This is a genomic window from Catenulispora sp. EB89 (genome assembly GCF_041261445.1).
Taxonomy (GTDB): domain Bacteria; phylum Actinomycetota; class Actinomycetes; order Streptomycetales; family Catenulisporaceae; genus Catenulispora.
Genome location: NZ_JBGCCU010000003.1, coordinates 127,564 through 149,494 on the forward strand (window position 1 = coordinate 127,564; position 21,931 = coordinate 149,494).

General features: G+C 70.3%; 23 protein-coding genes and 1 tRNA gene. 8 read left to right on the forward strand and 16 right to left on the reverse strand.

Going from position 1 to position 21,931, the window contains the following annotated elements; all coding sequences use genetic code 11:
* Positions 1-22 precede the first annotated feature (22 nt).
* The 5 genes from ABH920_RS07475 to ABH920_RS07495 form a co-directional block, all read right to left on the reverse strand.
* Entirely contained in the window at positions 23-352 is a 330-nt protein-coding gene (locus ABH920_RS07475; RefSeq protein WP_370348123.1) for a cytidine deaminase, read from the reverse strand.
* A gap of 58 nt (positions 353-410) precedes the next feature.
* Positions 411-483, reverse strand: a tRNA-Gly gene (locus tag ABH920_RS07480).
* 83 nt (positions 484-566) lie between these two features.
* The gene (locus tag ABH920_RS07485; protein ID WP_194915373.1) at positions 567-1,844 is read right to left on the reverse strand and encodes a hemolysin family protein; all 1,278 of its coding nucleotides are present in this window, start codon (positions 1,842-1,844) and stop codon (positions 567-569) included.
* 49 nt (positions 1,845-1,893) lie between these two features.
* Positions 1,894-2,373, reverse strand: a complete 480-nt coding sequence (ybeY, locus tag ABH920_RS07490) for an rRNA maturation RNase YbeY (protein ID WP_194915372.1) — start codon at positions 2,371-2,373, stop codon at positions 1,894-1,896.
* 4 nt (positions 2,374-2,377) lie between these two features.
* Positions 2,378-3,568 carry a PhoH family protein gene (locus tag ABH920_RS07495; RefSeq protein WP_370348124.1) on the reverse strand — a complete coding sequence of 397 codons (1,191 nt, stop codon included), beginning with the start codon at positions 3,566-3,568 and terminating at the stop codon, positions 2,378-2,380.
* Between the two features lie 187 nt (positions 3,569-3,755).
* Here ABH920_RS07495 and ABH920_RS07500 point away from each other — a divergent pair, with 187 nt between their 5' ends.
* Complete coding sequence (locus ABH920_RS07500; RefSeq protein WP_370348125.1) at positions 3,756-4,868, forward strand: hypothetical protein; 1,113 nt, start codon at positions 3,756-3,758, stop codon at positions 4,866-4,868.
* Positions 4,869-4,902: 34 nt separating this feature from the next.
* Positions 4,903-6,309, forward strand: coding sequence for an adenylosuccinate synthetase (locus ABH920_RS07505; RefSeq protein ID WP_370348126.1), 1,407 nt, complete (start codon positions 4,903-4,905; stop codon positions 6,307-6,309).
* A gap of 143 nt (positions 6,310-6,452) precedes the next feature.
* On the opposite strand, the gene ABH920_RS07510 is transcribed toward ABH920_RS07505, so the two are convergent.
* Positions 6,453-6,644, reverse strand: coding sequence for a hypothetical protein (locus ABH920_RS07510; RefSeq protein ID WP_370348127.1), 192 nt, complete (start codon positions 6,642-6,644; stop codon positions 6,453-6,455).
* A 152-nt stretch (positions 6,645-6,796) separates the two neighbouring features.
* A complete protein-coding gene (locus ABH920_RS07515; RefSeq protein WP_370348128.1) occupies positions 6,797-7,159 on the reverse strand; it encodes an HIT domain-containing protein in 363 nt (120 codons plus the stop codon).
* A 57-nt stretch (positions 7,160-7,216) separates the two neighbouring features.
* On the opposite strand from ABH920_RS07515, the gene ABH920_RS07520 reads away from it, so the two are divergent.
* A complete protein-coding gene (locus tag ABH920_RS07520; RefSeq protein WP_370348129.1) occupies positions 7,217-8,704 on the forward strand; it encodes a N,N-dimethylformamidase beta subunit family domain-containing protein in 1,488 nt (495 codons plus the stop codon).
* Between the two features lie 57 nt (positions 8,705-8,761).
* The gene (locus ABH920_RS07525) at positions 8,762-9,253 is read left to right on the forward strand and encodes a GNAT family N-acetyltransferase (protein WP_370348130.1); all 492 of its coding nucleotides are present in this window, start codon (positions 8,762-8,764) and stop codon (positions 9,251-9,253) included.
* Here the strand turns inward: ABH920_RS07525 and ABH920_RS07530 are convergent, their stop codons facing one another.
* From ABH920_RS07530 to hrcA, 4 genes are all read right to left on the reverse strand, one after another.
* The gene (locus ABH920_RS07530; protein WP_370348131.1) at positions 9,254-9,577 is read right to left on the reverse strand and encodes a hypothetical protein; all 324 of its coding nucleotides are present in this window, start codon (positions 9,575-9,577) and stop codon (positions 9,254-9,256) included. It abuts the gene before it with no gap.
* A 116-nt stretch (positions 9,578-9,693) separates the two neighbouring features.
* Positions 9,694-10,437 (reverse strand): 16S rRNA (uracil(1498)-N(3))-methyltransferase, encoded by a 744-nt coding sequence (locus ABH920_RS07535; RefSeq protein ID WP_370348132.1) that lies wholly within the window; start codon positions 10,435-10,437, stop codon positions 9,694-9,696.
* A 55-nt stretch (positions 10,438-10,492) separates the two neighbouring features.
* Positions 10,493-11,614 (reverse strand): molecular chaperone DnaJ, encoded by a 1,122-nt coding sequence (dnaJ, locus tag ABH920_RS07540; protein WP_370348553.1) that lies wholly within the window; start codon positions 11,612-11,614, stop codon positions 10,493-10,495.
* A 70-nt stretch (positions 11,615-11,684) separates the two neighbouring features.
* Positions 11,685-12,716, reverse strand: a complete 1,032-nt coding sequence (gene hrcA / locus ABH920_RS07545; protein ID WP_370348133.1) for a heat-inducible transcriptional repressor HrcA — start codon at positions 12,714-12,716, stop codon at positions 11,685-11,687.
* Positions 12,717-12,992: 276 nt separating this feature from the next.
* On the opposite strand from hrcA, the gene ABH920_RS07550 reads away from it, so the two are divergent.
* Complete coding sequence (locus ABH920_RS07550) at positions 12,993-13,844, forward strand: MBL fold metallo-hydrolase (protein ID WP_370348134.1); 852 nt, start codon at positions 12,993-12,995, stop codon at positions 13,842-13,844.
* A gap of 10 nt (positions 13,845-13,854) precedes the next feature.
* Positions 13,855-14,700 (forward strand): DUF3097 domain-containing protein, encoded by an 846-nt coding sequence (locus ABH920_RS07555; RefSeq protein WP_370348135.1) that lies wholly within the window; start codon positions 13,855-13,857, stop codon positions 14,698-14,700.
* Between the two features lie 25 nt (positions 14,701-14,725).
* Here the strand turns inward: ABH920_RS07555 and ABH920_RS07560 are convergent, their stop codons facing one another.
* From ABH920_RS07560 to ABH920_RS07580, 5 genes are all read right to left on the reverse strand, one after another.
* The gene (locus ABH920_RS07560) at positions 14,726-15,238 is read right to left on the reverse strand and encodes a DUF4232 domain-containing protein (protein ID WP_370348136.1); all 513 of its coding nucleotides are present in this window, start codon (positions 15,236-15,238) and stop codon (positions 14,726-14,728) included.
* 49 nt (positions 15,239-15,287) lie between these two features.
* Positions 15,288-15,944, reverse strand: a complete 657-nt coding sequence (locus tag ABH920_RS07565) for an MOSC domain-containing protein (protein ID WP_370348137.1) — start codon at positions 15,942-15,944, stop codon at positions 15,288-15,290.
* 12 nt (positions 15,945-15,956) lie between these two features.
* Positions 15,957-17,183, reverse strand: a complete 1,227-nt coding sequence (hemW, locus tag ABH920_RS07570; protein WP_370348138.1) for a radical SAM family heme chaperone HemW — start codon at positions 17,181-17,183, stop codon at positions 15,957-15,959.
* 44 nt (positions 17,184-17,227) lie between these two features.
* Entirely contained in the window at positions 17,228-18,079 is an 852-nt protein-coding gene (locus tag ABH920_RS07575) for an SDR family NAD(P)-dependent oxidoreductase (protein ID WP_370348139.1), read from the reverse strand.
* Between the two features lie 109 nt (positions 18,080-18,188).
* Positions 18,189-19,418 (reverse strand): MFS transporter, encoded by a 1,230-nt coding sequence (locus ABH920_RS07580; RefSeq protein WP_370348140.1) that lies wholly within the window; start codon positions 19,416-19,418, stop codon positions 18,189-18,191.
* Positions 19,419-19,737: 319 nt separating this feature from the next.
* Between ABH920_RS07580 and ABH920_RS07585 the strand changes: the two genes are divergently transcribed.
* Positions 19,738-20,166: a GNAT family N-acetyltransferase gene (locus ABH920_RS07585; protein WP_370348554.1), complete on the forward strand. Its 429-nt coding sequence runs from the start codon at positions 19,738-19,740 to the stop codon at positions 20,164-20,166.
* A gap of 32 nt (positions 20,167-20,198) precedes the next feature.
* Entirely contained in the window at positions 20,199-21,926 is a 1,728-nt protein-coding gene (locus ABH920_RS07590; protein ID WP_370348141.1) for an RNA ligase family protein, read from the forward strand.
* Positions 21,927-21,931 lie beyond the last annotated feature (5 nt).

Below are 21,931 nucleotides of genomic sequence, written 5' to 3' on the forward strand. Positions count from 1 at the left end.
CTTACTCGGGAGGGTCCGCCGCTCAGAGCTTCGGATCGGCCAGGAACAGCCGCGGCGGGGTGCCGGAGCCCTTGAGGTCGGCGACCACGTCCAGGTCCTCCTGCCGGAACTGCTTCTCCGCGCTGACCAGCACCGCGGCCTCCAGCCCGGTCGCCCCGCCGACGACGGCCATCGCGACCGCGGCCTGCAGCGCGGAGAGCTTCAGCGCCGGCAGCTCGACGGTGGTGGCCACGTAGGTGCGGCCGGTCTCGTCACGAACCGCCGCGCCCTCGGCCGCGCCGTTGCGGGCCCGCTGGGCCTTGGCGAGGGTGTGGAGCTTGGCGTTCTCGGGGTCCAGCTGAGTGTCGGTCATGGGATAACGCTATCGAAAACAAAGAAGGCTCTGGATTTCTCCAGAGCCTTCTTCACCGAGCGGATGACGAGATTCGAACTCGCGACCCTCACCTTGGCAAGGTGATGCTCTACCAGCTGAGCCACATCCGCATTCGTCCACCGGGTTTCCCTGGCGACGAAGAAAACTATAGCCCATGTGCGGGGTGGGTTTGCCACCCGGTTACCGGGACGTGTCAGGCGTCGTCCTGCGGAACGCGCTTCACCAACACGGTCCCGATGCGGCGCCGCCGGCCCTCCGGGGACTCCGCGGTCAGGCGCAGCCCCTCCACCTCGATCTGCGCGCCGGGGATCGGCACCCGGCCCAGGCGCTTGGCCATCAGGCCGCCGACGGTCTCCACGTCGTCGTCCTCCAGGTCCACGCCGAACAGGTCGCCGAGTTCGTCCACGCCGAGGCGCGCGGTGACCCGCGCCGCGTCCGGGGACAGGCGCTCCACCGAGGGCCGCTCCACGTCGTACTCGTCGGCGATCTCCCCGACGATCTCCTCCAGGATGTCCTCGATGGTCACCAGGCCGGCGGTGCCGCCGTACTCGTCGATCACCACGGCCAGGTGGATGTGCCCGGCCTGCATGTCCCGCAGCAGCTCGTCGGCGGGCTTGCTGTCCGGGATGCAGACCGGGACCCGCATCGCGGACTCCACCAGCTCGGTGGTCTCCCCGCTCGGGTGCTCGTGGATCCGGCGCACCAGGTCCTTGAGATACACGATGCCGACCACGTCGTCGGCGTTCTCGCCGACCACCGGGATGCGGGAGAAGCCGCTGCGCAACGCCAGCGACAGCGCCTGCCGCAGGGTCTTGTGGCGCTCGATGAAGACCATGTCGGTCCGCGGCACCATCACCTCGCGCACCAGCGTGTCGCCGAGCTCGAAGACCGAGTGCACCATGCGGCGCTCCTGGTCCTCGATGACGCTGTTCGCCTCGGCCAGGTCCACCAGCGCGCGCAGCTCGGCCTCGGAGGCGAACGGGCCCTCGCGGAAGCCGCGGCCCGGCGTGACGGCGTTGCCGATGACGATCAGCAGCTGCGCCAGCGGCCCCAGGACCGAGGTGAGCAGCGCCAGCGGGCCGGCGAAGCGCAGCGCCACCCGCACCGAGTGCTGGCGGCCGATGGTGCGCGGCATCACGCCGATGAAGATGTAGGAGACCGCGATCATCACGCCGATGGCGGCGAACCCGGCACCCCAGGCGTCGTCGATCCGGCGCATGAACAGCACGGTGACCAGCACCGTCGCCGCGATCTCGCAGGCCACGCGCAGTAACAGGACCAGGTTCAGGACCCGGGCCGGATCGTCGACCAGCTGCTTAAGGCGCGCCGCGCGCGGCACGCCCTCCTCGACCAGCTCCGCGGCCCGCACCCGCGACACGCGGGACAGCGCGGCGTCCGCGCAGGCGGAGAACCCCGCCACCGCGACCAGGACCACGACGGCGACGATCTCCCAGAAGAGCAGGACACTCATGCGGCGCCCCCGGCGACCGAACGAGTGCCCTGCCGATGTCTATGACCGCTCATCGAGCGTCTGACCTGGCCTTCCATCCTCGGAGCAGCTGTTTTTGGAGGCCGAACATCTCGGCCTCCTCCTCGGGCTCGGCATGGTCGTAGCCGAGCAAGTGCAAGATCCCGTGCGTGGTGAGCAGCCGCAGCTCCTCGGCGGTGGAGTGGCCGGCGTCCTTGGCCTGCTTCTCGGCCACCTCCGGACACAGCACCACGTCCCCGAGCAGGCCCGGCACCGGCTCGTTGTCGTCCTCGGCGCGGGCCGGGCGCAGCTCGTCCATCGGGAAGGAGAGCACGTCGGTCGGGCCCGGCTCGTCCATCCACTGGATGTGCAGCTGCTCCATCGCGGCGGTGTCGACCAGCAGGATGGACAGCTCGGCCATCGGATGGATGCCCATCTCGCCCAGCACGTACCGGGCCACCCCGACCAGTTCCTCGGCGTCCACACCCTGCTCGGTGCCGTAGTCGGTCTCGTTGGCGATGTCGATCGACATGGGGTCAGTGCCTCTTCCTGTTGGCGTCCCCACCACGGTCGCGGGCCTCATCATGCTCGGCGTCATACCGTCCGTACGCGTCGACGATGTCCCCCACCAGCCGGTGCCGCACGACGTCGGCACTGGTCAGCTCGGCGAAATGGATGTCCTCCACGCCGGTGAGGATATTACGCACGACCCGGAGCCCGGACTGCGTACCCCCGGGGAGGTCGACCTGCGTGATGTCGCCGGTGACCACGATCTTGGAACCGAAGCCGAGGCGGGTGAGGAACATCTTCATCTGCTCGGGGGAGGTGTTCTGGGCCTCGTCGAGGATGATGAATGCGTCATTGAGAGTACGGCCACGCATATATGCCAGCGGAGCAACCTCAATGACCCCGGCCGCCATCAGCCGAGGAATGCTGTCCGGATCGATCATGTCGTGCAGCGCGTCGTACAACGGCCGCAGATACGGGTCGATCTTCTCGTACAGCGTCCCGGGCAGGAAGCCGAGCTTCTCCCCGGCCTCGACCGCGGGGCGGGTCAGGATGATGCGGTTGACCTGCTTGGCCTGCAGCGACTGCACCGCCTTGGCCATCGCCAGGTAGGTCTTGCCGGAACCCGCCGGGCCGATGCCGAACACGATCGTGTTCCGGTCGATGGCGTCGACGTAGTTCTTCTGGTTGAGGGTCTTGGGACGGATGGTGCGGCCGCGGTTGCTCAGGATGTTCTGCGTCAGGACCTCGGCGGGGCGCTGCCCGTCGACGTCCGCCTCGCCGCTGCGGAGCATCTGGATCGAGCGCTCGACGCCGTCCTCGGTCAGCGGGGCGCCGGTGCGGAGCATCAGGAGCATCTCCTCGAAGAGGCGCTCCACGAGCCCCACTTCGGCGCGGCTGCCGGCGATGGTCACCTGGTTGCCGCGGGCATGGATGTCGACGCCGGGGAAGGCCTTCTCGATCACCCTCAGCAGGCCGTCGCCGGCCCCGAAGACGGAGACCAGGGGGTGCCCGGACGGTATCTCGATCTTGGCCTGGACGACGCCCGGGGCGACCTCTTCGGCACGGGTGGCGCGGGTCCCGGAGACGGGCCTGGAAGGCTCCGAGGACGCGTTCGCCCCGTTCGCCCCCGCGCGGCCGGTTCCGGCCGCCCTCCCGTTGCGGTCCGCGGCGGAGGACTGGCGGCCCTTGCCCGAACGCGGTGCGGTGTTGTCTGCCATAGGAACGGCCGTACGGCCTTTGATCACTCTCCTGTCTTCGTGATGCCTCCATGCTAGCCCGCACCCCCGCGACCAGGGCGGGAGATTTTGCCCGCCACCCCTTTTCGTCATCTTGACGCTATGCTACTCTCGAACCGTTATCGTCAGATGGACGATAACGACGGACGACTTTGAGAAGGCGATGGCGATGGGCAGCGGACGCTGGGACTACAACGCATATGAGGCGGCGGAGGCCTACCGCCAGGCGAACGGCCGAAGCGCCTTCGACTACAACGACCGGGTGCTCAGCAGCACCCCGCGCAACCAGTGGCGCGCGCACCCCGACCTTGAGCCCTACGGCGTGGCGGTCCGCGAGAGCCGGGACAGCGCCGAGCACCCGACCTCGCTGGCGATCTCGGTCCTGTTCGACGTCACCGGCTCCATGGGCGGGGTCCCCCGGGTGCTCCAGACCAAGCTGGCCGACCTGCACGGCCTGCTGCTGCGCAAGGGCTACGTCGACCACCCGCAGATCATGTTCGGCGCGATCGGCGACGCCTACTCCGACCGGGTGCCGCTGCAGGTCGGGCAGTTCGAGTCCGACAACCGCATGGACGAGCAGCTCGGCGAGATCGTCCTGGAGGGCGGCGGCGGGGGCCAGATGCGGGAGTCCTACGAGCTCGCGATGTACTTCATGGCCCACCACACCGCGCTCGACTGCCACGAGAAGCGCGGCAAGCGCGGCTACCTGTTCATCATCGGCGACGAGATGCCCTACCCGAACGTCAACCCGCAGCACGTCTCGCGGATCCTCGGCCAGGGCACCGGCGGCGGCCACGGCACCCGCGGCGGCCGCCCCGGCGAGTGGCCCGGCGAGCGCCCCGGCCGCGGCGGCCTCCCGGCCACCCCGATCGAGGACGTGGTCCGCGACCTGACCCGCAAGTTCGACGTCTACTACATCCTCCCGGAGGGCTCCTCCTACGTCGGCAACGACGAGGTCCTCGGCGCCTGGCGCGCCCTGCTCGGGCAGAACGTCATCCAGCTCGACGACCTGGACGCGGTCTGCGAGACCATCGCGCTGACCATCGGCCTGGCCGAGGACCGGATCGACCTGCACGGCGGTCTGGAAGACCTGCGCGATGTGGGGTCGCGCGCCGGAAGCTCCGTGGAGCGCGCGCTGGGAAGTCTGGACAACCGTCGCGGCGGCGGCCGGCACAACCGGCACCACCCCTCGCCGGACCCGGCCGTCAGGTATCTGCGGACCCAGGGCGCCAACTACACCTACGACTCCGGATACGACAACCGCCCCGAAGGCCGCTGGTAGGCGCTGGTAGACGCGAGCAAGAAAGCACTCTGCAATGGACTTGATCGGTATGAAGCACGCGATCGTGGTGGACCTCGGCTACGGCGACGCCGGCAAAGGCTCGACCGTCGACTGGCTCTGCTCCCCCGGGCACGCCGAACGTTCCGAGCACGCCGCCGCCTCCGGGGCCGCCGATTCCGCCGCATCCGCCGACCGCCGCACCGCCTCACAAGTCCGTGCCGTCATCCGCTTCAACGGCGGCGCGCAGGCCGCGCACAACGTGGTCACCCCCGACGGCCGCCACCACACCTTCGCGCAGTTCGGCGCCGGCACCTTCCACGGCGTGCCGACCCACCTGTCCCGCTTCATGCTCGTCGAACCCTTCGCCCTGGCCGCCGAGGCCGCGCACCTGGCCGAACTCGGCATCCCCAACCCGTTCGCCCTGCTCTCGGCAGACTCCCGCGCGCTTATCACCACCCCCTACCACCGTGCCGCGAACCGCGTGCGCGAGTCAGCCCGGGACCGCACCCCCGGGTCGACCCGCCACGGGACCTGCGGCATGGGGATCGGCGAGACGGTCTCCTTCTCCCTGGCCGTCTCGCCAGATAAGCCACCGCGCGTGGGGGACTGCCGGGACCGCGCCACGCTGGTCAGGAAGCTGACGGCGCTGCGCGACCGGATCGCCGCCGACCTGGAGCTGTCCGGCCTGCACCTGCCCGCGGACCTGCCGGGCCCGGAGTTCTGCGCGGACGTGTACCAGGCGTTCGCGCAGCGCGTGCGGATCGTGGACGAGGAGTGCGACGGCTATCTCGCCACGCTCCTGGAATCCGGGCCCTGCGTCTTCGAGGGCGCGCAGGGCGTACTGCTCGACGAGTGGTACGGCTTCCACCCGCACACCACGTGGTCGACGACCACGTTCGCCAACGCCGAGGAGCTGCTGACGGAGTCCGGCCAGGGCCCCGACAGCACCGTGCGCCTCGGCGTGGTCCGCACCTACAGCACCCGGCACGGCGCCGGACCGTTCGTCTCCGAGGACGCGTCCCTGGCCCCGATGCTGCCGGAGCCGCACAACGAGGCCGGAACGTGGCAGGGGGCGTTCCGGATCGGGCACTTCGACGCGGTGGCACATCGCTACGCGCTCGACGTGTGCGGCGGCGCCGACGCATTGGTGGTCACGCACGCGGACGTCCGAGCGCGCGGCCGCCGCCTGTGCCGGGCCTACCAGGCCTCCGCGGACGTACCCGCGATGGAGAAGCTGCCACGCAGCCTGATGCCCGACCTGGACTACCAGCGGCTGCTCACCAAGACGGTGATGTCCTGCACGCCGGTGTACGAGGACGGCCCGCGCGACCAGCGCGACTGGCCGGACGTGATCGGCGAGGCACTGGCGACCCCGGTCGCCCTGGTGTCCTCGGGGCCGACGTGGCGGGAGAAGGCCGCGCGGCTGCCCTGCGCGAAGTAGTGCGCGTGCAGGGCGGGCGCGCGGCCTGGCGCGCCGACAGCACGGGCCCGGGTGCGCTAGCAGCGCGTGGCCGCGTGCACTGGCAACGCGGGCCGCGGCGCGCCGATTGTGCGGGCCCGGCTGCGCCGACAGCGCTGGGCGCCTCAGGTGTGCAGCGTCACGCAGGCCGGGTCGCCGATGGCCTGGTAGCTGCCGTCGTTCATCTTCTGCCAACCCTGGGAGCAGGCCAGCGTCTGATCCGGCCACGGCTGGTCGGAGGTGCTGTAGCTCCAGTCCTTCACCCAGAAGTGGAAGTGCCCGTAAAAACCGTTCGGCAGCAGCGAGGACCCGCTCATCTGGTCGATGTGCAGGCCCGAGCCGTCAAGTCAGAGGCAGTTCACCCCGTTGCAGTTGCCGTCGCTGGCGACTGCGGGCGCCGCGGGTCCGATCAGAGCGATGGTGATCTTACTCCCCGGAGGGATCCCGATGATCACGAAACCGGCGCGTCTCAGCTCCCGAATGTGCTCAGGAAATCGCCGCCGAGAACATGCGCGTGAACGTGGAACACCGTCTGCCCCGCGTGCGCATCAGTGTTGAACACCACCCGGTAGCCACCGTCGGCGACGCCCTCGGCCTCGGCCACCGCGGCGGCCTCGACCAACAGCGCGGCCGCCAGCTCCGGGGCGTTCGCCGCCAGCTCGACCGCGTTCCGGTAGTGCGCGCGCGGCACGACCAGGTCGTGGACCGGGGCCTGGGGGTTGATGTCCTTGAACGCGACGGTGGTCTCCGTCTCGCGGACCACCGTCGCCGGGATCTCGCCGGCCACGATCTTGCAGAAGAGACAGTCGGGTTGCGGTCGGCCGTCGGCCATCATGTCCTCCTCGGGCGCCCGTCGGTCGGGGCTTTTCCGGCGATAGGCTACGGCACCATGCGCCTCCTCGACGGTTTCGCCCCGACCGCGGCCGCGATCGGTACCTCCCCCGACGTGCCGGAGCTGAGCGACGACGCTCAGGCCGCCGTCAAGGGCTTCGCCTCGGCCACCGCCGTGGCTCCGGGAGAGTCCATCGACTTCCACCTCGATGTGGCCGAGCCGGGGGACGTCACCGTCGAGATCTACCGCGTCGGCGCGTACGAGGACCACCGCTCGGCGCTGCTCGGCAGCAGCGAGCCGGTGGCCGTGGTGCCGCAGCCGGAACCGGTGACGGACCCGGACACCGGGATGGTCACCTGCCTGTGGGAGGCGGCCTGGCGGCTGACCGTGCCGGCGGACTGGAAGTCCGGGGCGTACCTCGCGGTGCTGCGCGCCGGAGAGGGCGCGAACTACGTGCCCTTCGTCGTCCGCGATCTGCGGCGCCGCGCGAGCTGGCTGGTCGTCGTCCCCTTCGCCTGCTACCAGGCGTACAACATGTACCCCTTCGACAACGCCCGCGGGAAGAACCTCTACTACGGGTTCGACGAGAACGGCGAGCAGAGCAGCAAGCTGCGCGCGTCCTCGGTCTCCTTCCAGCGGCCCTACGAGCTGACCGGCATGCCGCGCGAGGCCGAGCGGGTCCACGACTTCATCGTCTGGGCCGAGCGCCAGAGCTACGACATGGAGTACGCGTCGAGCGCCGACCTCAACGAGGGCCGCGTCGATCCGCTGAACTACAAGGGCCTGATCTTCGCCGGGCACGACGAGTACTGGTCGGCCGGGATGCGCAAGTCGCTGGTGAAGGCCCTGGATTCGGGCGTCTCCGCGGTGTTCCTTCAGGCGAACAACGTCTACTGGCACATCCGCTACGAGGGCTCGACGATCACCTGCTTCAAGTCGCGCCAGGACCCGGTCAAGACCAAGCGCCCCGGCCAGACCGTCATGTGGCGCGACCTGAAGCTGCCCGAGCAGGAACTGCTGGGGGCGCAGTACGTCAGCCTCGTCAAGGGCGACGCCCCGCTCGTGGTCACCAACGCCGACCACTGGTTCTGGCAGGCGGCCGGGGTGAGCGACGGCGACACCTTCCCCGGCCTGGTCGGTGGCGAGGCGGACGCGGTCCACGAGAAGTATCAGGAGGCTGACTCGACGGAGTTCACCGTCCTGGCCCGCTCCCCCTACACCGACGGCGCCGACGGCACCCGCGAGCAGCAGACGGTGTTGCACCGCAAGGCCAGCGGCGCCTGGGTCTTCGACGCCGGGACGTTCTTCTGGCCGATGGCGCTGGGCCGCGAGGGCTTCGCCGACGCCCGGATCGAGGCCGCGACCGCCGCGCTGCTGGCCCGCATCGCCGCCGGGGACGGTCTGGCCTCCCGGTCGTCACGCCGTCGCGCCGCCCTGGCCGCGGTCGTGAAGCGCGAGGCCAGCCCGTCGGCGGTGTCCGCGAAGGCGAAGCCGGTGGTGAAGCGCGTGGGCCGCAAGGTGAAGCACACGCTGAAGCGCTCATGAGGCCGTAGGCCGCTGAACCGGCCGGGCAGCGGGACGGCGGGTTATATCTTCTGCGTCATGACAACGAAGCCCACCAGGACCGTACGCCTCGACCCGATGACACCGGACGAGTACGGGCCGTGGCGCGGGACCGTCGCCACCAGCTACGCCAAGGCCCAGGTCAACGAGGGTCACTGGGCCGTCGAGAGCGCGCAGCGGCAGGCCTGGGACGTCGTGGAGGGCCTGCTGCCCTGGGGCCCCGCGACCCCCGGCCAGCACGTGTGGGTCGCCCGCGACCCCGCCACCGAGCAGCGGGTCGGGACGCTCTGGATAGCCATGCGGACGGCCGGCATCGGTGTGGAGGCCTTCATCTACGACATCCACGTCGAGGACGACCTCCAAGGCGGCGGCTACGGCCGCGCGATCATGGAGGCCGCAGCGGACGCGGCACGCACGCTCGGCGCGGCGACCATCACGCTGAACGTGCACGGGACCAACGAACGCGCCTTCCAGCTCTACAAGAGCCTGGGCTACGGAGTCACCAACCTGCACATGCGCTTGGGATTGTGATCAGGCGCCCCATCCGTAGGCGTCGTCGGTCTTGAGCTCCTCCCAGAACGCCGGTTCCGGCTGCCCGGTCGCGTGCACGGCCTGCATCATCGGCCGGATCTCAGCCTCCTGCTCCGAGAAGAAGGCCTCGAAGCTCTGCCGGTCGGGCCACTCGTCGAGCACCATCAGGCTGGACCCGTCCTCGGATCCGTAGAAGCGGTGGGCGATGAGGCCGTGGCGCTTGGCCGCCTCGACGACGCCGGTCAGCCGCTCGTGGTTGTCCTTCGCGTACTGCTCCATCGCCTGTGCGTTCCCAGGGATCCTCAGCGTCAAGAACACGGACATGGCTGCTCCTCTCACGGCGCGCTCGTGATGCGCCAGAATGTTCGAGCCATTCCAGTCGATCCCCTAGACGATCCCGCGGGGCGACTCAATACGCCATCCGGAGGAAGGACCTCCCGCTATCCCCAGCGTCCCGACTTCGCCAGCACCACTGTCGCCGCAGCAGTCCCGGCGGTAGACGTCCGCAACACCGTGGGGCCCATCTTGTAGGCCCGCGCGCCGGCTTCCTCGAAGGCCGCCAGCTCCTGCCGCGAGATCGAGCCCTCGGGGCCGATCACCAGCACCACCGACCCCTCGCCGACCACGTCCAGACCGGCCAGCGGCGTCTCAGCGTCCTCATGCAGCACCAGCGCCTGATCGGCGTCCGCCAGCAGCTTGGCCACCTCGGCGGTGGAGTGCAGCGCCGACACCGTCGGCCACCAGGCGCGCCGCGACTGCTTCGCCGCCTCGCGCGCCGTCGCGCGCCACTTGTTCAGCGCCTTCTCGCCGCGCTCGCCCTTCCACTGCACGATGGACCGGCTCGCCGCCCACGGCACGATCGCGTCGACGCCGATCTCCGTCATCGTCTCCACCGCGGTCTCGCCGCGGTCGCCCTTGGGCAGCGCCTGGACCACGGTGATCCGCGGTGTCGGGGCCGGTGTGCGCACCAGGTCCCGGACGTCCAGCTCCAGCCAGTCCTTGTGCGCCACCGCCACCACGCACTCGGCGACCGTGCCCTCGCCGCCGGCGAGGTCCACGCGCTCCCCCGCCGTCAGCCGGCGGACGAGGGCCGCGTGGCGTCCCTCCGGGCCGTCCAGGCGGACGCGAGCACCGCGACCGGTCGTCTCAGTGTCCTGCCAGAAGAAGACCGGTGCGGTGCTCACGTGGTTCCCTTGTGTCTTTTGTCGTGCTCGCTGCGTACCGTCCCGCGTGCGGCAGTCAACGGGCGTTGAAGGCGTCCCGCAACCGCGAGAAGAGCTTCTGCTGGCCCGGCGCGAACTCCCCGGAGGGGCGTTCCTCGCCGCGCAGCTTGGCCAGCCGGCGCAGCAGGTCCTCCTGCTCGGCGTCCAGCTTCGACGGCGTCTTCACCTCGACGTGCACGATGAGGTCGCCGCGGCCGGTGCCGCGCAGGTGCTGGATGCCGCGGCCGCGCAGGGTGATCGCGTGCCCGGACTGGGTGCCCGGGCGGACGTCGATCTCGGCCGGGCCGTCCAGGGTCTCCAGCGGCAGCTTGGTACCCAGCGAGGCGGCCGTCATCGGCAGCGTCACAGTGCAGTGCAGGTCGTCGCCGCGGCGCTGGAAGATCGGGTGCGGCAGCTCGACGATCTCGATGAACAGGTCGCCGGCCGGACCGCCGCCGGGGCCGACCTCGCCCTCGCCGGCCAGCTGGATCCGGGTGCCGTTGTCCACGCCCGGCGGGATCTTCACGGTCAGCTTGCGCCGGGTGCGGACCCGGCCCTCGCCGCTGCACTCCGGGCACGGCGAGGGGACCACCGTGCCGAAGCCCTGGCACTGCGGGCACGGCCGGGAGGTCATGACCTGGCCCAGGAACGAGCGCGTGACCTGCGAGACCTCGCCGCGGCCGTTGCACATGTCGCAGGTGACCGGGTGGGTCCCGGGGGCCGAGCCCTCGCCGGAGCAGGCGACGCAGATCACCGCTGTGTCCACGCTGATCTCGCGCGCCGAGCCGAAGGCGGCGTCGGCGAGCTCGATCTCGATCCGGATCAGCGCGTCGTTGCCCTTGCGGACCCGCGAGCGCGGGCCGCGCGAGGTCTGGCCGCCGAAGAAGGCGTCCATGATGTCCGTGAACCCGAAGCCGGCGAAGCCGCCCGCCGCGCCGCCGGCGCCCCGGGGGTCGCCGCCGAGGTCGTACATCTGGCGCTTCTGCGGGTCCGACAGGACCTCGTACGCCATGCCTATCTCTTTGAACCGTTCCTGCGTCCCGGGATCCGGGTTGACGTCCGGATGCAGTTCACGGGCCAGGCGCCGGTACGCCTTCTTGATCTCGTCCTGCGTGGCGTCTCGCCGCACACCCAAGACGCCGTAGTAATCAGTCGACACCGACATGCCCTCGCTAGACTCCGCCCAGAAAAACTTGCATCTATTACACACGCTACGTGGTGCTAAGAGCTTAGGTCTCAGCCAGTATGCGCCCCACATAGGCGGCTACGGCGGTGACCGCGCCCATCATGCCGGGGTAATCCATCCGGGTGGGCCCGAGCACGCCGAGGTGGGCGACCACGTCCTTCTCCCCCCGACCGTACCCGGTGGCCACGACCGACGTGCCGACCAGACCTTCGTGCGCGTTCTCGTGCCCGATCCGCACCGTGAGCCCGGACTTCGCCTCTCCGAACAAGCGCAGCAACACCACTTGTTCCTCCAGCGCCTCCAGAACCGGGTAGACCGTGTCAGGGAAATCATGGCGGAAGCGCGCCAGGTTGGCCGTACCGGCCATGACGAGCCGCTCCTCGCGCTGCTCGACCACGGCGTCCAACAGCGTCGCGACCAGCACCCCGATCCAGGTGCGGTCCTCGGCGGCGAAGCGCTCGGCGAAGCCGTCCAGCAGCGTCGGGACGTCGTTCAGGCGCCGCGCGCCGACCTCGGCGTTCAGCCGGGCCCGCACGTCGGCCAGGGTGGCCTCGGGCACCGGGCCGCCGCAGTCCACGATCCGCTGCTCGACCCGGCCGGTGTCGGTGATCAGCACCAGCATGATCCGGGACGGGGTCAGCGGCACCAGCTCCACGTGCCGCACCGCCGAGCGGCTCAGCGAGGGGTACTGGACCACCGCGACCTGCTGCGTTATCTGGGCCAGCAGCCGCACGGTGCGGGCCACCACGTCGTCGAGGTCGACCGCGCCGTCCAGGAAGGAGTGGATGGCCCGCTTCTCGGCCCCGGACAACGGCTTGACCTGCGAGAGCCGGTCCACGAACAGCCGGTAGCCCTTGTCGGTGGGCACCCGGCCGGCGCTGGTGTGCGGCTGGTGGATGTAGCCCTCGTCCTCCAGGGCGGCCATCTCGTTGCGTATCGTGGCCGGCGACACGCCGATGTTGTGCCGCTCGACCAGGGCCTTGGAACCGACCGGCTCCCTGGTGGCGACGTAGTCCTGCACGATGGCGCGGAGCACGTCGAGCTTGCGCTCGTCGAGCCTGCTCTCGGTCGTCACACCCGCCTCCGCATCTCCCGGCCCGGCTCTCCCTTCCCTGGCACTCACCGAGGTGGAGTGCCAAGGCATTCCTTTCAGTGTAACGGCGTGTAGCCGGGAATGGTCCTTCCCCCTGTGCGCTATCGGCTGCGGCCCAGGTCGAAGGCGCCGGTCAGGACGTGGGACGCGGCCGGGCGCCGGACGGCCGCCGATCGGCCGCCCGTTGCTCTGTACCCGCTCTGCCGCCGCGCAGACGCGCCGCGGGCCGACAGGATCGGGAGCTGACAGGATCGGGACATGAGTGCCTGGACCGAGACCGCGGACCGCGTCTTCACACGCCGCTTCGAGCCCGTCAACATCACCGTGACCGCCGTGCTCGGCGGCGACGGCGTCCTGGTCGCCGACACCCGGTGCAGTGTGCAGGAGGGCCGGGAACTGCGCGAGGAGTTGACGAAGCTCACACCGCTGCCGGTCCGCTGGGTCGTCAACACGCACACGCATTTCGACCACATGTGGGGCAACGCGGCCTTCGACGCGCCGCACCAGATCCCGCCGGCGGACTTCTGGGGCCACGAGAACATGCCGGACTTCGACCCCGAATCCCCGGAGTTCCTGGAACTGCGCGACTACATCCTGCGCGAGGGCGGCCCGGAGTGGCGGCCGAAGCTGGACGAGCTGGTGGTGCGCAAGCCCGACCGCCTCGTGGCCCGCGAGCACGTCCTGGACCTCGGCGGCCGGGTCGCCGAACTGCGCCACGTCGGCCGCGGGCACACCGACAACGATCTCGTGGTCTGGCTGCCGGACGCCGCGGTCGCGATCAGCGGCGACCTGGTCGAGCAGTCCGGGCCGGTGGCCTTCGGCAAGGACTCCTTCCCGCTCGACTGGCCGGAGACGCTGACCGCGCTCGCCGAGCTCACCGCCGGGCAGACCACGTACATCCCCGGCCACGGCGATCCCTCCGGCGTCGAATTCCTTCAGGCGCAACAGGAATTCGTCACGTCTGTAGCTCACCGGATCAGGAGCCTGCACGCGGACGGCGTCCCGGTCGAGCGCGCGGTGGAGGTCGGCCCGTGGCCGTACGAGGACGCGTCGTGGTTCGACAACGCCGTCAAGCGCGGCTACGCCCAGCTCGCCGGCGAGCTTTTGTAGTCTGGCAGGCGTGCCAGAGCCCGACTTCCGCAGCAAGCAGTATTCCGGCGACCTGACCCACGCCCGGCGCCGTCCGGTCTCCACGGAGGTGGAGGCGGTCCGCGATCTGGTGGTCGAGGACGTCGAGACCGGCTTCTGCGGCGCGGTGATCCGCATCGAGAAGACCCCCGGCGGCCCGACGGTCACGCTGGAGGACCGCCTCGGGAAGCACCGTGTGTTCCCGCTGGGGCCCGGATTCTGGATCGACGGCAGTCCGGTCACCCTGGTGGCCCCTCGGGCCTCCCAGGGCCCTGCCACGCCGCAGCGGACGGCCTCGGGCTCCATCGCGGTCCCGGGTGCGCGGGCCCGGGTGGCGCGCGCCGGCCGGATCTACGTCGAGGGCCGGCACGACGCCGAGCTGGTCGAGCGGGTCTGGGGCGACGACCTGCGGGTCGAGGGCGTCGTGGTGGAGTACCTGGAGGGCGTGGACGACCTGGCGGCGATCGTGGACGCCTTCCGCCCGGGCCCGGACGCGCGCCTGGGCGTGCTGGTCGACCACCTGGTGCCCGGCACGAAGGAGGCGCGCATCGTCGAGGCGGCGATGCGGTCGCCGCACGCCGAGCACCTGCTGGTGGTCGGCCACCCGTACGTCGACGTCTGGGAGGCAGTCAAGCCCTCCGCGCTGGGCATCGCGGCGTGGCCCCGGGTCCCGCGCGGCCGGCCGTGGAAGGAAGGGGTCTGCGAAGCCCTCGGGTGGCCGGTGGACACCCCGGCGGCGTGGAAGCGGATCCTGCGCTCGGTGCGCGATTTCCGGGACCTGGAGCCGGAGCTGTTGGGGCGGGTCGAGGAGCTGATCGATTTCGTGACCGGGGCGTAGTAGTCCTCTGGTCAGTGTCCTCTGGTTAGTGGGGCGCGGCGTAGGACCCGGTGACCCAGTTCCCTTCGTAGGTGGTGTCGTCCGCGCAATGCGTCGCGCCGCCGTAGGGGACATCGGTGCCCGGCGGGGTCACGCGCACGTAAGCGATCGTGGCGTCGCACGGCGGATTGCCGTCGGTGCCGTAGCCGACGGCCATCGCCGCCGAGCCGCCCGGAGGCAGTCTGTGCGGCGGCACGCTCTGATCGGGACTGAACGCGACCGCGATCGGCCGGTGTTTCGCGTCGAGGTACTGGAGCCGGGGCTGCCCGGGCAGCGTGCAGGTGTTCTTGCCGTGGTTGACGACGACGAGGTCGGTGAACGTGGCTCCCGCCGCGGCGCCTGGCAACGGCACGATCTCGGCCGTGAGCGCGGAGCAGGAGCGCGCGTTGTGCTCGGCGCCGGTCTCCGTCCCGGTCCTCGCCCCGGAATCGGCGGCGGTCAGCGTACTGATGGCGGCCACGGCCGTCAGTGCTCCGGCGGCCCCGGAAATCCGATGCATAGTTCCTCCTGACAGAGATCCCCCTTGCACCGCCTGCCTTTCGGCCTTCTCAGCCGCCTTCCTCTTCGAGTTCCAGCCCGAGCCGCTTGCGGGCCCACTGCTTCAGCGGCGGCGCGAGTTCGTCGACCGCCAGCAGCCGGGCTGCCTCGGCCCGGTCGCGGTGGAAGATCCGGGAGGCGTCGGCGACGGTGAAGCCGTGCTCGGGCCGGGACAGAACCTCGACGGTGTCGCCGGCCCCGACCTCGCCCTCGGCGACCACCCGCAGGTAGGCGCCGGGCCGCAGGGCCAGCTCGAACCGCCGGGTCATGCTCTTGTCCCCGGCCCGCACGCCGAGCTTCCAGCAGGGGATCCGGGGCTGCGCCACCTCGAACTCGACGCCGCCGACCCGCCAGCGCTCGCCGACCACGGCGTGGCTGACGTCGTAGCCGGTGATCGTGAGGTTCTCGCCGACGAATCCGTCCTCGATCTCGCGGCCGAGTTCGGCGGCCCAGAAGTCGAGGTCCTCGCGGGCGTAGGCGTAGACCGCCTTGTGCACGCCGGCGTGGTTCACCTGGTCGGCCTGCCGGTCGCCGTCGACGTGGTGGTCGACGACCTTCACCCGGCCCGGCACCGGGTCCTTGAAGATGGCGGTCTGCTTGATCTCGCCGTTCAGCTCCACATCGCGGGGCTGCCCGACGTTGACGGAAATCAGGCGCGCAGCGGTCATGGCGCCATCCTCTCAGTCGACGAGATCCCGGACAACCGCGTCTGCCAGCAGTCTTCCCTTGAGCGTAAGGACTGCAAACCCCTCGGCCAGTGACCGCGGATCGAGCAGTCCCTCGGCCGCGGCGCCGATCGCGGCCTGGCGTCCGGCGGGATTGAGGATGCTGATGTCGCAGCCGGAGTCCAGCCGCAGTTCCAACAGGATCCGCTCGACGCGGCGGTCCTCGGCGTCCAGCACCTCGCGGGCGTGCGCCGGGGACCGGCCGGCCGCGATCCGCTGCGAGTAGGCGCTCGGATGCTTGACGTTCCACCAGCGCGTGCCGCCGACGTGGCTGTGCGCGCCGGGACCGACGCCCCACCAGTTGGCGCCGGTCCAGTAGAGCAGGTTGTGGCGTGAGCGCCCCTGCGGCGTGGCGGCCCAGTTGGAGACCTCGTACCAGCCGTAGCCGGCGGCGGCCAGGGCCTGGTCGGCGATCAGGTAGCGGTCGGCGTGGACGTCGTCGTCGATCATCGGCAGCTCGCCGCGCTTCACGCGGGCCGCCAGGCGGGTGCCGTCCTCGACGATCAGCGAGTACGCCGAGACGTGGTCGGGGGCGGCGCCGATCGCGGCGTCCAGGGACGCGCGCCAGTCGTCGTCGCTCTCGCCGGGCGTGCCGTAGATCAGGTCGAGGTTGACGTGCTCGAACCCGGCCGCGCGCGCCTCGCGGACGCACGCCTCGGGGCGCCCGGGGGTGTGCCGGCGGTCCAGGATCTGCAACACGTGCTCGCGAGCGCTCTGCATGCCGAACGAGATCCGGGTGAACCCGCCGGCGCGCAGCTCGGCCAGGTACGCCGGATCCACCGACTCGGGGTTGGCCTCGGTGGTGATCTCGGCGTCCGGGGCCAGCCCGAACTCGTCGCGGACCGCGCCGAGCAACGCGACGAGGTCGGCGGCCGGGAGCATGGTCGGCGTACCGCCGCCGAAGAACACCGTCTGCACCGGCAGATCCGCGCCGCCGAGCACCTTGCGCGCCAGCCGGATCTCCTCGATCGCGGTGGCGCCGTAGGTGGCCTGCGAGGCGCCGCCGCCGAGTTCGGAGGCGGTGTAGGTGTTGAAGTCGCAGTAGCCGCAGCGGGTCGCGCAGTACGGGACGTGGATGTAGAACGCGAGCGGCGTGCGGGACAGGTCGGGCTCGGCGAGGGCCTGCGGCGGCAGCGATCCGTCAGTGGGGACGGGTTCACCGTCGAGAGGGACACCTGGCATGCCTTTATTGTCCCTTACCTGTCAGGCCCGCCTGACCGAACCGCTCAGGCGCCGCCGACCCACTGCGCCATCACGGCCTGCACGGCCGAACCGTCGACGTCGGCCAGCTTGCCCCCGACGAACCCGCGGGCCCATTCCGAGGTCTGGACGCGGAACGGCGGCTCCTCGGCCTGCAGGACGTCGACGATCGTCGCGGCGGCCTCCTCGGCGCTCTGCGCGTTGCCGAACGACTGCCGTGCACGGTCGATGTAGGCCTGGAGCGCAGGGCCGTACGGACCGGCCGCGGCCACCAGCGCGGGCACGTCGAGCCGCTGGCTGGCGACGAACTCGCTGGCCACCGCGCCGGGCTCGACCACGCTCACCCGCACCCCGACCGTCGCCGCGACCGACGTCAGCGCCTCCATGAAGCCCTCGACGGCGAACTTCGCCGCGCAGTACGCCTCGTTGAACGGCTGCCCGACCACGCCGCCGACGCTGGTGACCGTGACCAGCCGGCCCTTGGACTCGCGCAGGTGCGGCATCGTCGCGCGGGTGACCTCCACCACGCCGAAGTAGTTGACCTCCATGGCCGCCCGGACCGGGTCCATGCCTGCGACCTCGATCGTGCCGACCACGCCGGCTCCGGCGTTGTTCACCACGGCGTCCAGCCCGCCGTGCGCGGCGGCGGCGCGGGCCACCGTCGACCGGATGCCGGCCGCGTCGGTGACGTCCAGGTACTCGACGTGGATGCGGCCCCCGACGCCCACGGCACCGGCCTCGGCCAGCAGGTGGCCGGCCTTGCCGGGATCGCGCATCGTGGCCACGACGTCCCAGCCGGCACGCGCGGCGCCGACCGCCGCGGCCAGGCCGATGCCGGAGGAGGTACCCGTGATCAGGACGGTCTTCGACGCAGTCATGCGCGGACTCCACATCTGAGGCGTTCTGGGCATCATCGCACCGGACCGCCGGGCCGTCCGCAAGCAGACGGGGCCGCCCGCTCGACGGGCTTGATGCAAATGCCCGGACTCAGACCGCCGGCACCACCGCCACCGCCTGCGCCGCTCCGGCCTCCGCTCCGGCCTCCGCAGCGGCCAGCAGCGCCGGCGGCCGGATCCGCACCGCCAGCGGCATCGCGCATCCGGCGGCCGCGAACACCGCCCCGACCGCGAACCACCCGGCCGGCGCCCAGTCCACACAGGCCAGCGAGTAGATCCCGGGCGCCAGCGACATCGCGGCGCCCGTGATCATCCCGAGCAGGCCCTGGTACTGCCCCTGCGCGTGCTCGGCGGCCAACTCGTACCCGAGCTCGAACACCCCGGCCTGCTGCACGATCTCCCCGATCGAGTGCACCGCGGCGGCCACCACCAGCAGCACCACCGCGGCCCACGCCGGCACCCACCCGATCGACCCGAACAGCACCGCGGCCCCGGCGAAGATCCACCCGGACCGCACCGTCGCCCGCACCCCCTTGGCGACCGTGTCCACACCCCGGCTCATCCGCACCTGCAACCCCGCGACCAGCACCGTGTTGACCACCAGGACCGCGCCAACGGTCCAGCGCGGAGCGTGCCCCAGCTTGGCGATCCACAGCGGCGCCGCGAACAGCAGCACCTCGAACTGCATGCTCATCACGCCGATCAGCGCCGCGCAGGCCAGGAACCGCCGGTCCCCCAGCGCGATCCACCGGTCGGCCCCCGGCGGCACCGGCAGCGGATCCATCCGCGGCACGCGCAGCGCGATCGCCGAGGACACCAGGAACGTCACCGCGTTGAACCCGATCAGCCCGACGTACCAGGCGCGGGTGTCGAAGATCAGGCCGAGCCCGCCGGCCACGCCGCCCAACGCGATCCCGACGTTGGTGACCGAGCGCAGATACGCCCGGAACACCGCCTTCTCCTCGCCCCCGAACCGCGCGATCATCGCCCCGCGCGCGGCCCGGTTGCTGGAGGCGACCAGGTTCTCGACGATCGCCACCCCGAGAAACTGCCAGAAGCCGTGGACCATGGTGAACGCCACCATCACCAGCCCGGACAGCACCCCGAGCACGACACTCACCTCACGCGGCCCGCGCCGGTCCGCGAGGTGTCCGACCGGGACGCCCGCGACGAGTCCGAACAGGCCCGCGACGGTCAGGCCGAGGCCGACCTGCGAGGCCGGCAGGCCGACCGAGCGCGTGAAGTACATGACCATGACGGTCATGTACATGCCGTTGCCGATCGTGTTGACGAACGTGGCCACGGCCATGGTTCTCTGCACGCGATCCTGTGGCAGCAAACGCAAAACACCCTCCCCAGCGGCGATCTCCCCAACGCCTTGACGCCCCGACCCTATCGTCATACCCCCTAGCCTCGAAAGACTATTACCGATGCCGAGCGGTAGACTGTCGTTGCATCTCAAGCCTCCCGGCGTTCCGGGAGGCTTTTCCGTTTTCTGGGCGTCTTTCCGGGAGCTTCTTGTGGCTGATCTGGTCAATGCGGGCGATCTGAGTGATCCGGGCGATCAGGGTGATCCCGGTGATCTCCTCGTGCGGCGCGCCGATACCGCCGATCCCGTCGATCGCGCGGCGTTGGAGCGCATGTGGCTGATGTTCCGGCACGACATGTCGGAGTTCGCCGGGCAGCTGCCGAATCCGGACGGGTCGTTCCGGAGCGAGTGGCTGCAGTCGGCGCTGGAGGACGAGAACTGGGCTGCGTACTTGGCACTCGTGGGCGACCGGCCTGCGGGGTTCGCGTTCGTGCGGGCTCTGGAACAGCCGACTCGGGTGCTGAACAGCTTCTTCATCGTGCGCGGCGCGCGGCGGGGCGGGTACGGGATGCGGTTCGTCAAGCAGGTGTTGGCCGCGCATCCGGGGCCGTGGGAGATCGCGTTTCAGGAGCGGAACGTCCAGGGCGCGAAGTTCTGGCGGCGGGTGGCCGCCGAGGTCGCCGGGGACGCGTGGCACGAAGAGGTGCGGCCGCCGCTGACCGGCGGGACGGTGCCGAACGTGTGGGTCGTTATTCCGTAGAGACGCGCCGGATCGATGCCTACAGTGGCGCCATGCGAGTCCACTATCCCCGTACGCCTCATCTGCCGTGGTCGCCTGGCGCCACCGCGGATGATGTGCGTGCGCGGGATCTGGCAGGGCTCGTAGGGCGCCGCGTCGTGGTCACCGAAAAGATGGACGGGGAGAACACGACGCTGTATGGGGACGGGCTGCACGCGCGGTCTTTGGACTCGGCGCACCATCCGTCGCGCGCTTGGGTGAAGGCGTTGCATAGTCGGGTGGCGATGCGGATCCCCGAGGGGTGGCGGATCTGTGGGGAGAACCTGTTCGCCGAGCATTCGATCTCTTATAGCGAGCTGGACGGGTACTTCTACGGGTTCTCCGTATGGGACGGCGAGCGGTGCCTTGACTGGGCATCCACGGTGAGTTTCCTCCAGGGGCTGGGGATCCCGACGCCGCGTGTCCTGTGGGCCGGGACCTTCGATGAGAAGGCGATCCAGAAGCAGCTGAAGCTGGATCTGAGCCGGCAGGAGGGGTACGTAGTACGGGCCGCGGAGGAGTTCTCCTATAAGGAGTTCGCGGAGAGGGTCGCCAAGTGGGTTCGGCCGTCGCATGTGCAGACGGACACGCACTGGATGCACGCTGAGGTGGTGCCGAACGGGCTCGGGGCTCAGGCGCCGTTCTGGGCTGTCCGGAGCGGCGTGGATGTCGATGCCGAGGAGCTTTCCGCGGCGCTCTCTATAGGAGCTCCCAAGAAGGACGACGTACTGGCTGACGCCTATGTGCGTCTCGACTCCGCAGGCTGTCACGGGAACGCGCGCCTGGTCGGCGCCGTCGCCGCACTGACGCATCGCGAACCGCGCGCAATGCTTATGGCGAGCCTCGCAGCGTCTCTGGAGATGCCGACTGTGCGACGCATCGCTGATGTCGTCGGGCTCGCTCCTCGTCTGCAGATGTCCTTCGATGATGAACACCGCCGGGCAGGGCTCGCGCGGATGTCGTTCGGTGCTGACTTGGCGGTGCTTCACGCTGTTGCTGCCGCTACGGCTGCGGACAAGGCTGCCACTGAGAACGTCGCGTGGTCGGTCTTGTTCGCAGAGGACTCAGGGCTGCTGCCGGAATCCCCTATAGAGGCGCTACGCATAGCGTGCCGAGAAGCGTTTGCCGAGCTCTCTGCGCGCGCCGCTGATCGCTGCTGGGGCGAAGCACGTCAGCTGTTCGCGGAGGGGCGTCTCGCTTCTTCTGAAGAAGCTGTGGCGGCGACGTGGAGATGGCGGGACGGTGCGTTTCCCAAGGTGCTCCATATGGTCGGGGTATCCGGTAGCGGCAAGAGTTCTACGGCGACTGCGCTTGCCGGTCGCGAGAACACGGTGCTCGTCAGCCTTGACGATCTGCGCACGGAGCGCGGATCGCGGTCTGATCAGTCGGCGAACCAAGAGGTGCTGACGGAGGGACTGCGGTTGCTCGACGAAGCGCTGTCGCAGGGGACGGATGTGGTCTGGGACGCGACTTCTCTTACGCGGCAGCAGCGGGGTTTGGTGGGTGGCGTCGCACGACGCCGCAATGCTCTGACGGAGTACGTGGTGCATCTGGCGCCGGGTTCGGTGCTGGAGAAGCGGAACGCGGGGCGTGCGCATCCTGTGCCGGCGAAGGTGTTGGCCGCGCAGGTGCGTCGGTTCGACCCGCCGTATCCGGGCGAGGCGCATCGTGCGGTGTACGTCGACATGGTGGGCGAGGACAGTGCGTTCGACGTGCTCGGCTCCTCGGTATGGGAGGGGTGAGCGGG

Bases quoted from the DNA above. Each gene is read 5' to 3' on its own strand.
- ABH920_RS07525 (WP_370348130.1), top strand. From the start codon at position 8,762: ATGACAACGAAGCCCACCAGGACCGTACGCCTCGACCCGATGACACCG.
- ABH920_RS07585 (WP_370348554.1), top strand. From the start codon at position 19,738: ATGTGGCTGATGTTCCGGCACGACATGTCGGAGTTCGCCGGGCAGCTG.
- ABH920_RS07550 (WP_370348134.1), top strand. From the start codon at position 12,993: ATGAGTGCCTGGACCGAGACCGCGGACCGCGTCTTCACACGCCGCTTC.
- ABH920_RS07495 (WP_370348124.1), bottom strand. From the start codon at position 3,568: ATGGCAGACAACACCGCACCGCGTTCGGGCAAGGGCCGCCAGTCCTCC.
- hemW (WP_370348138.1), bottom strand. From the start codon at position 17,183: ATGCCAGGTGTCCCTCTCGACGGTGAACCCGTCCCCACTGACGGATCG.
- ABH920_RS07475 (WP_370348123.1), bottom strand. From the start codon at position 352: ATGACCGACACTCAGCTGGACCCCGAGAACGCCAAGCTCCACACCCTC.
- ABH920_RS07515 (WP_370348128.1), bottom strand. From the start codon at position 7,159: ATGGCCGACGGCCGACCGCAACCCGACTGTCTCTTCTGCAAGATCGTG.
- ABH920_RS07505 (WP_370348126.1), top strand. From the start codon at position 4,903: ATGGACTTGATCGGTATGAAGCACGCGATCGTGGTGGACCTCGGCTAC.
- ABH920_RS07485 (WP_194915373.1), bottom strand. From the start codon at position 1,844: ATGAGTGTCCTGCTCTTCTGGGAGATCGTCGCCGTCGTGGTCCTGGTC.
- ABH920_RS07575 (WP_370348139.1), bottom strand. From the start codon at position 18,079: ATGACTGCGTCGAAGACCGTCCTGATCACGGGTACCTCCTCCGGCATC.
- ABH920_RS07560 (WP_370348136.1), bottom strand. From the start codon at position 15,238: ATGCATCGGATTTCCGGGGCCGCCGGAGCACTGACGGCCGTGGCCGCC.
- ABH920_RS07500 (WP_370348125.1), top strand. From the start codon at position 3,756: ATGGGCAGCGGACGCTGGGACTACAACGCATATGAGGCGGCGGAGGCC.
- ABH920_RS07520 (WP_370348129.1), top strand. From the start codon at position 7,217: ATGCGCCTCCTCGACGGTTTCGCCCCGACCGCGGCCGCGATCGGTACC.
- ybeY (WP_194915372.1), bottom strand. From the start codon at position 2,373: ATGTCGATCGACATCGCCAACGAGACCGACTACGGCACCGAGCAGGGT.
- ABH920_RS07530 (WP_370348131.1), bottom strand. From the start codon at position 9,577: ATGTCCGTGTTCTTGACGCTGAGGATCCCTGGGAACGCACAGGCGATG.
- ABH920_RS07590 (WP_370348141.1), top strand. From the start codon at position 20,199: ATGCGAGTCCACTATCCCCGTACGCCTCATCTGCCGTGGTCGCCTGGC.
- ABH920_RS07510 (WP_370348127.1), bottom strand. From the start codon at position 6,644: ATGAGCGGGTCCTCGCTGCTGCCGAACGGTTTTTACGGGCACTTCCAC.
- ABH920_RS07565 (WP_370348137.1), bottom strand. From the start codon at position 15,944: ATGACCGCTGCGCGCCTGATTTCCGTCAACGTCGGGCAGCCCCGCGAT.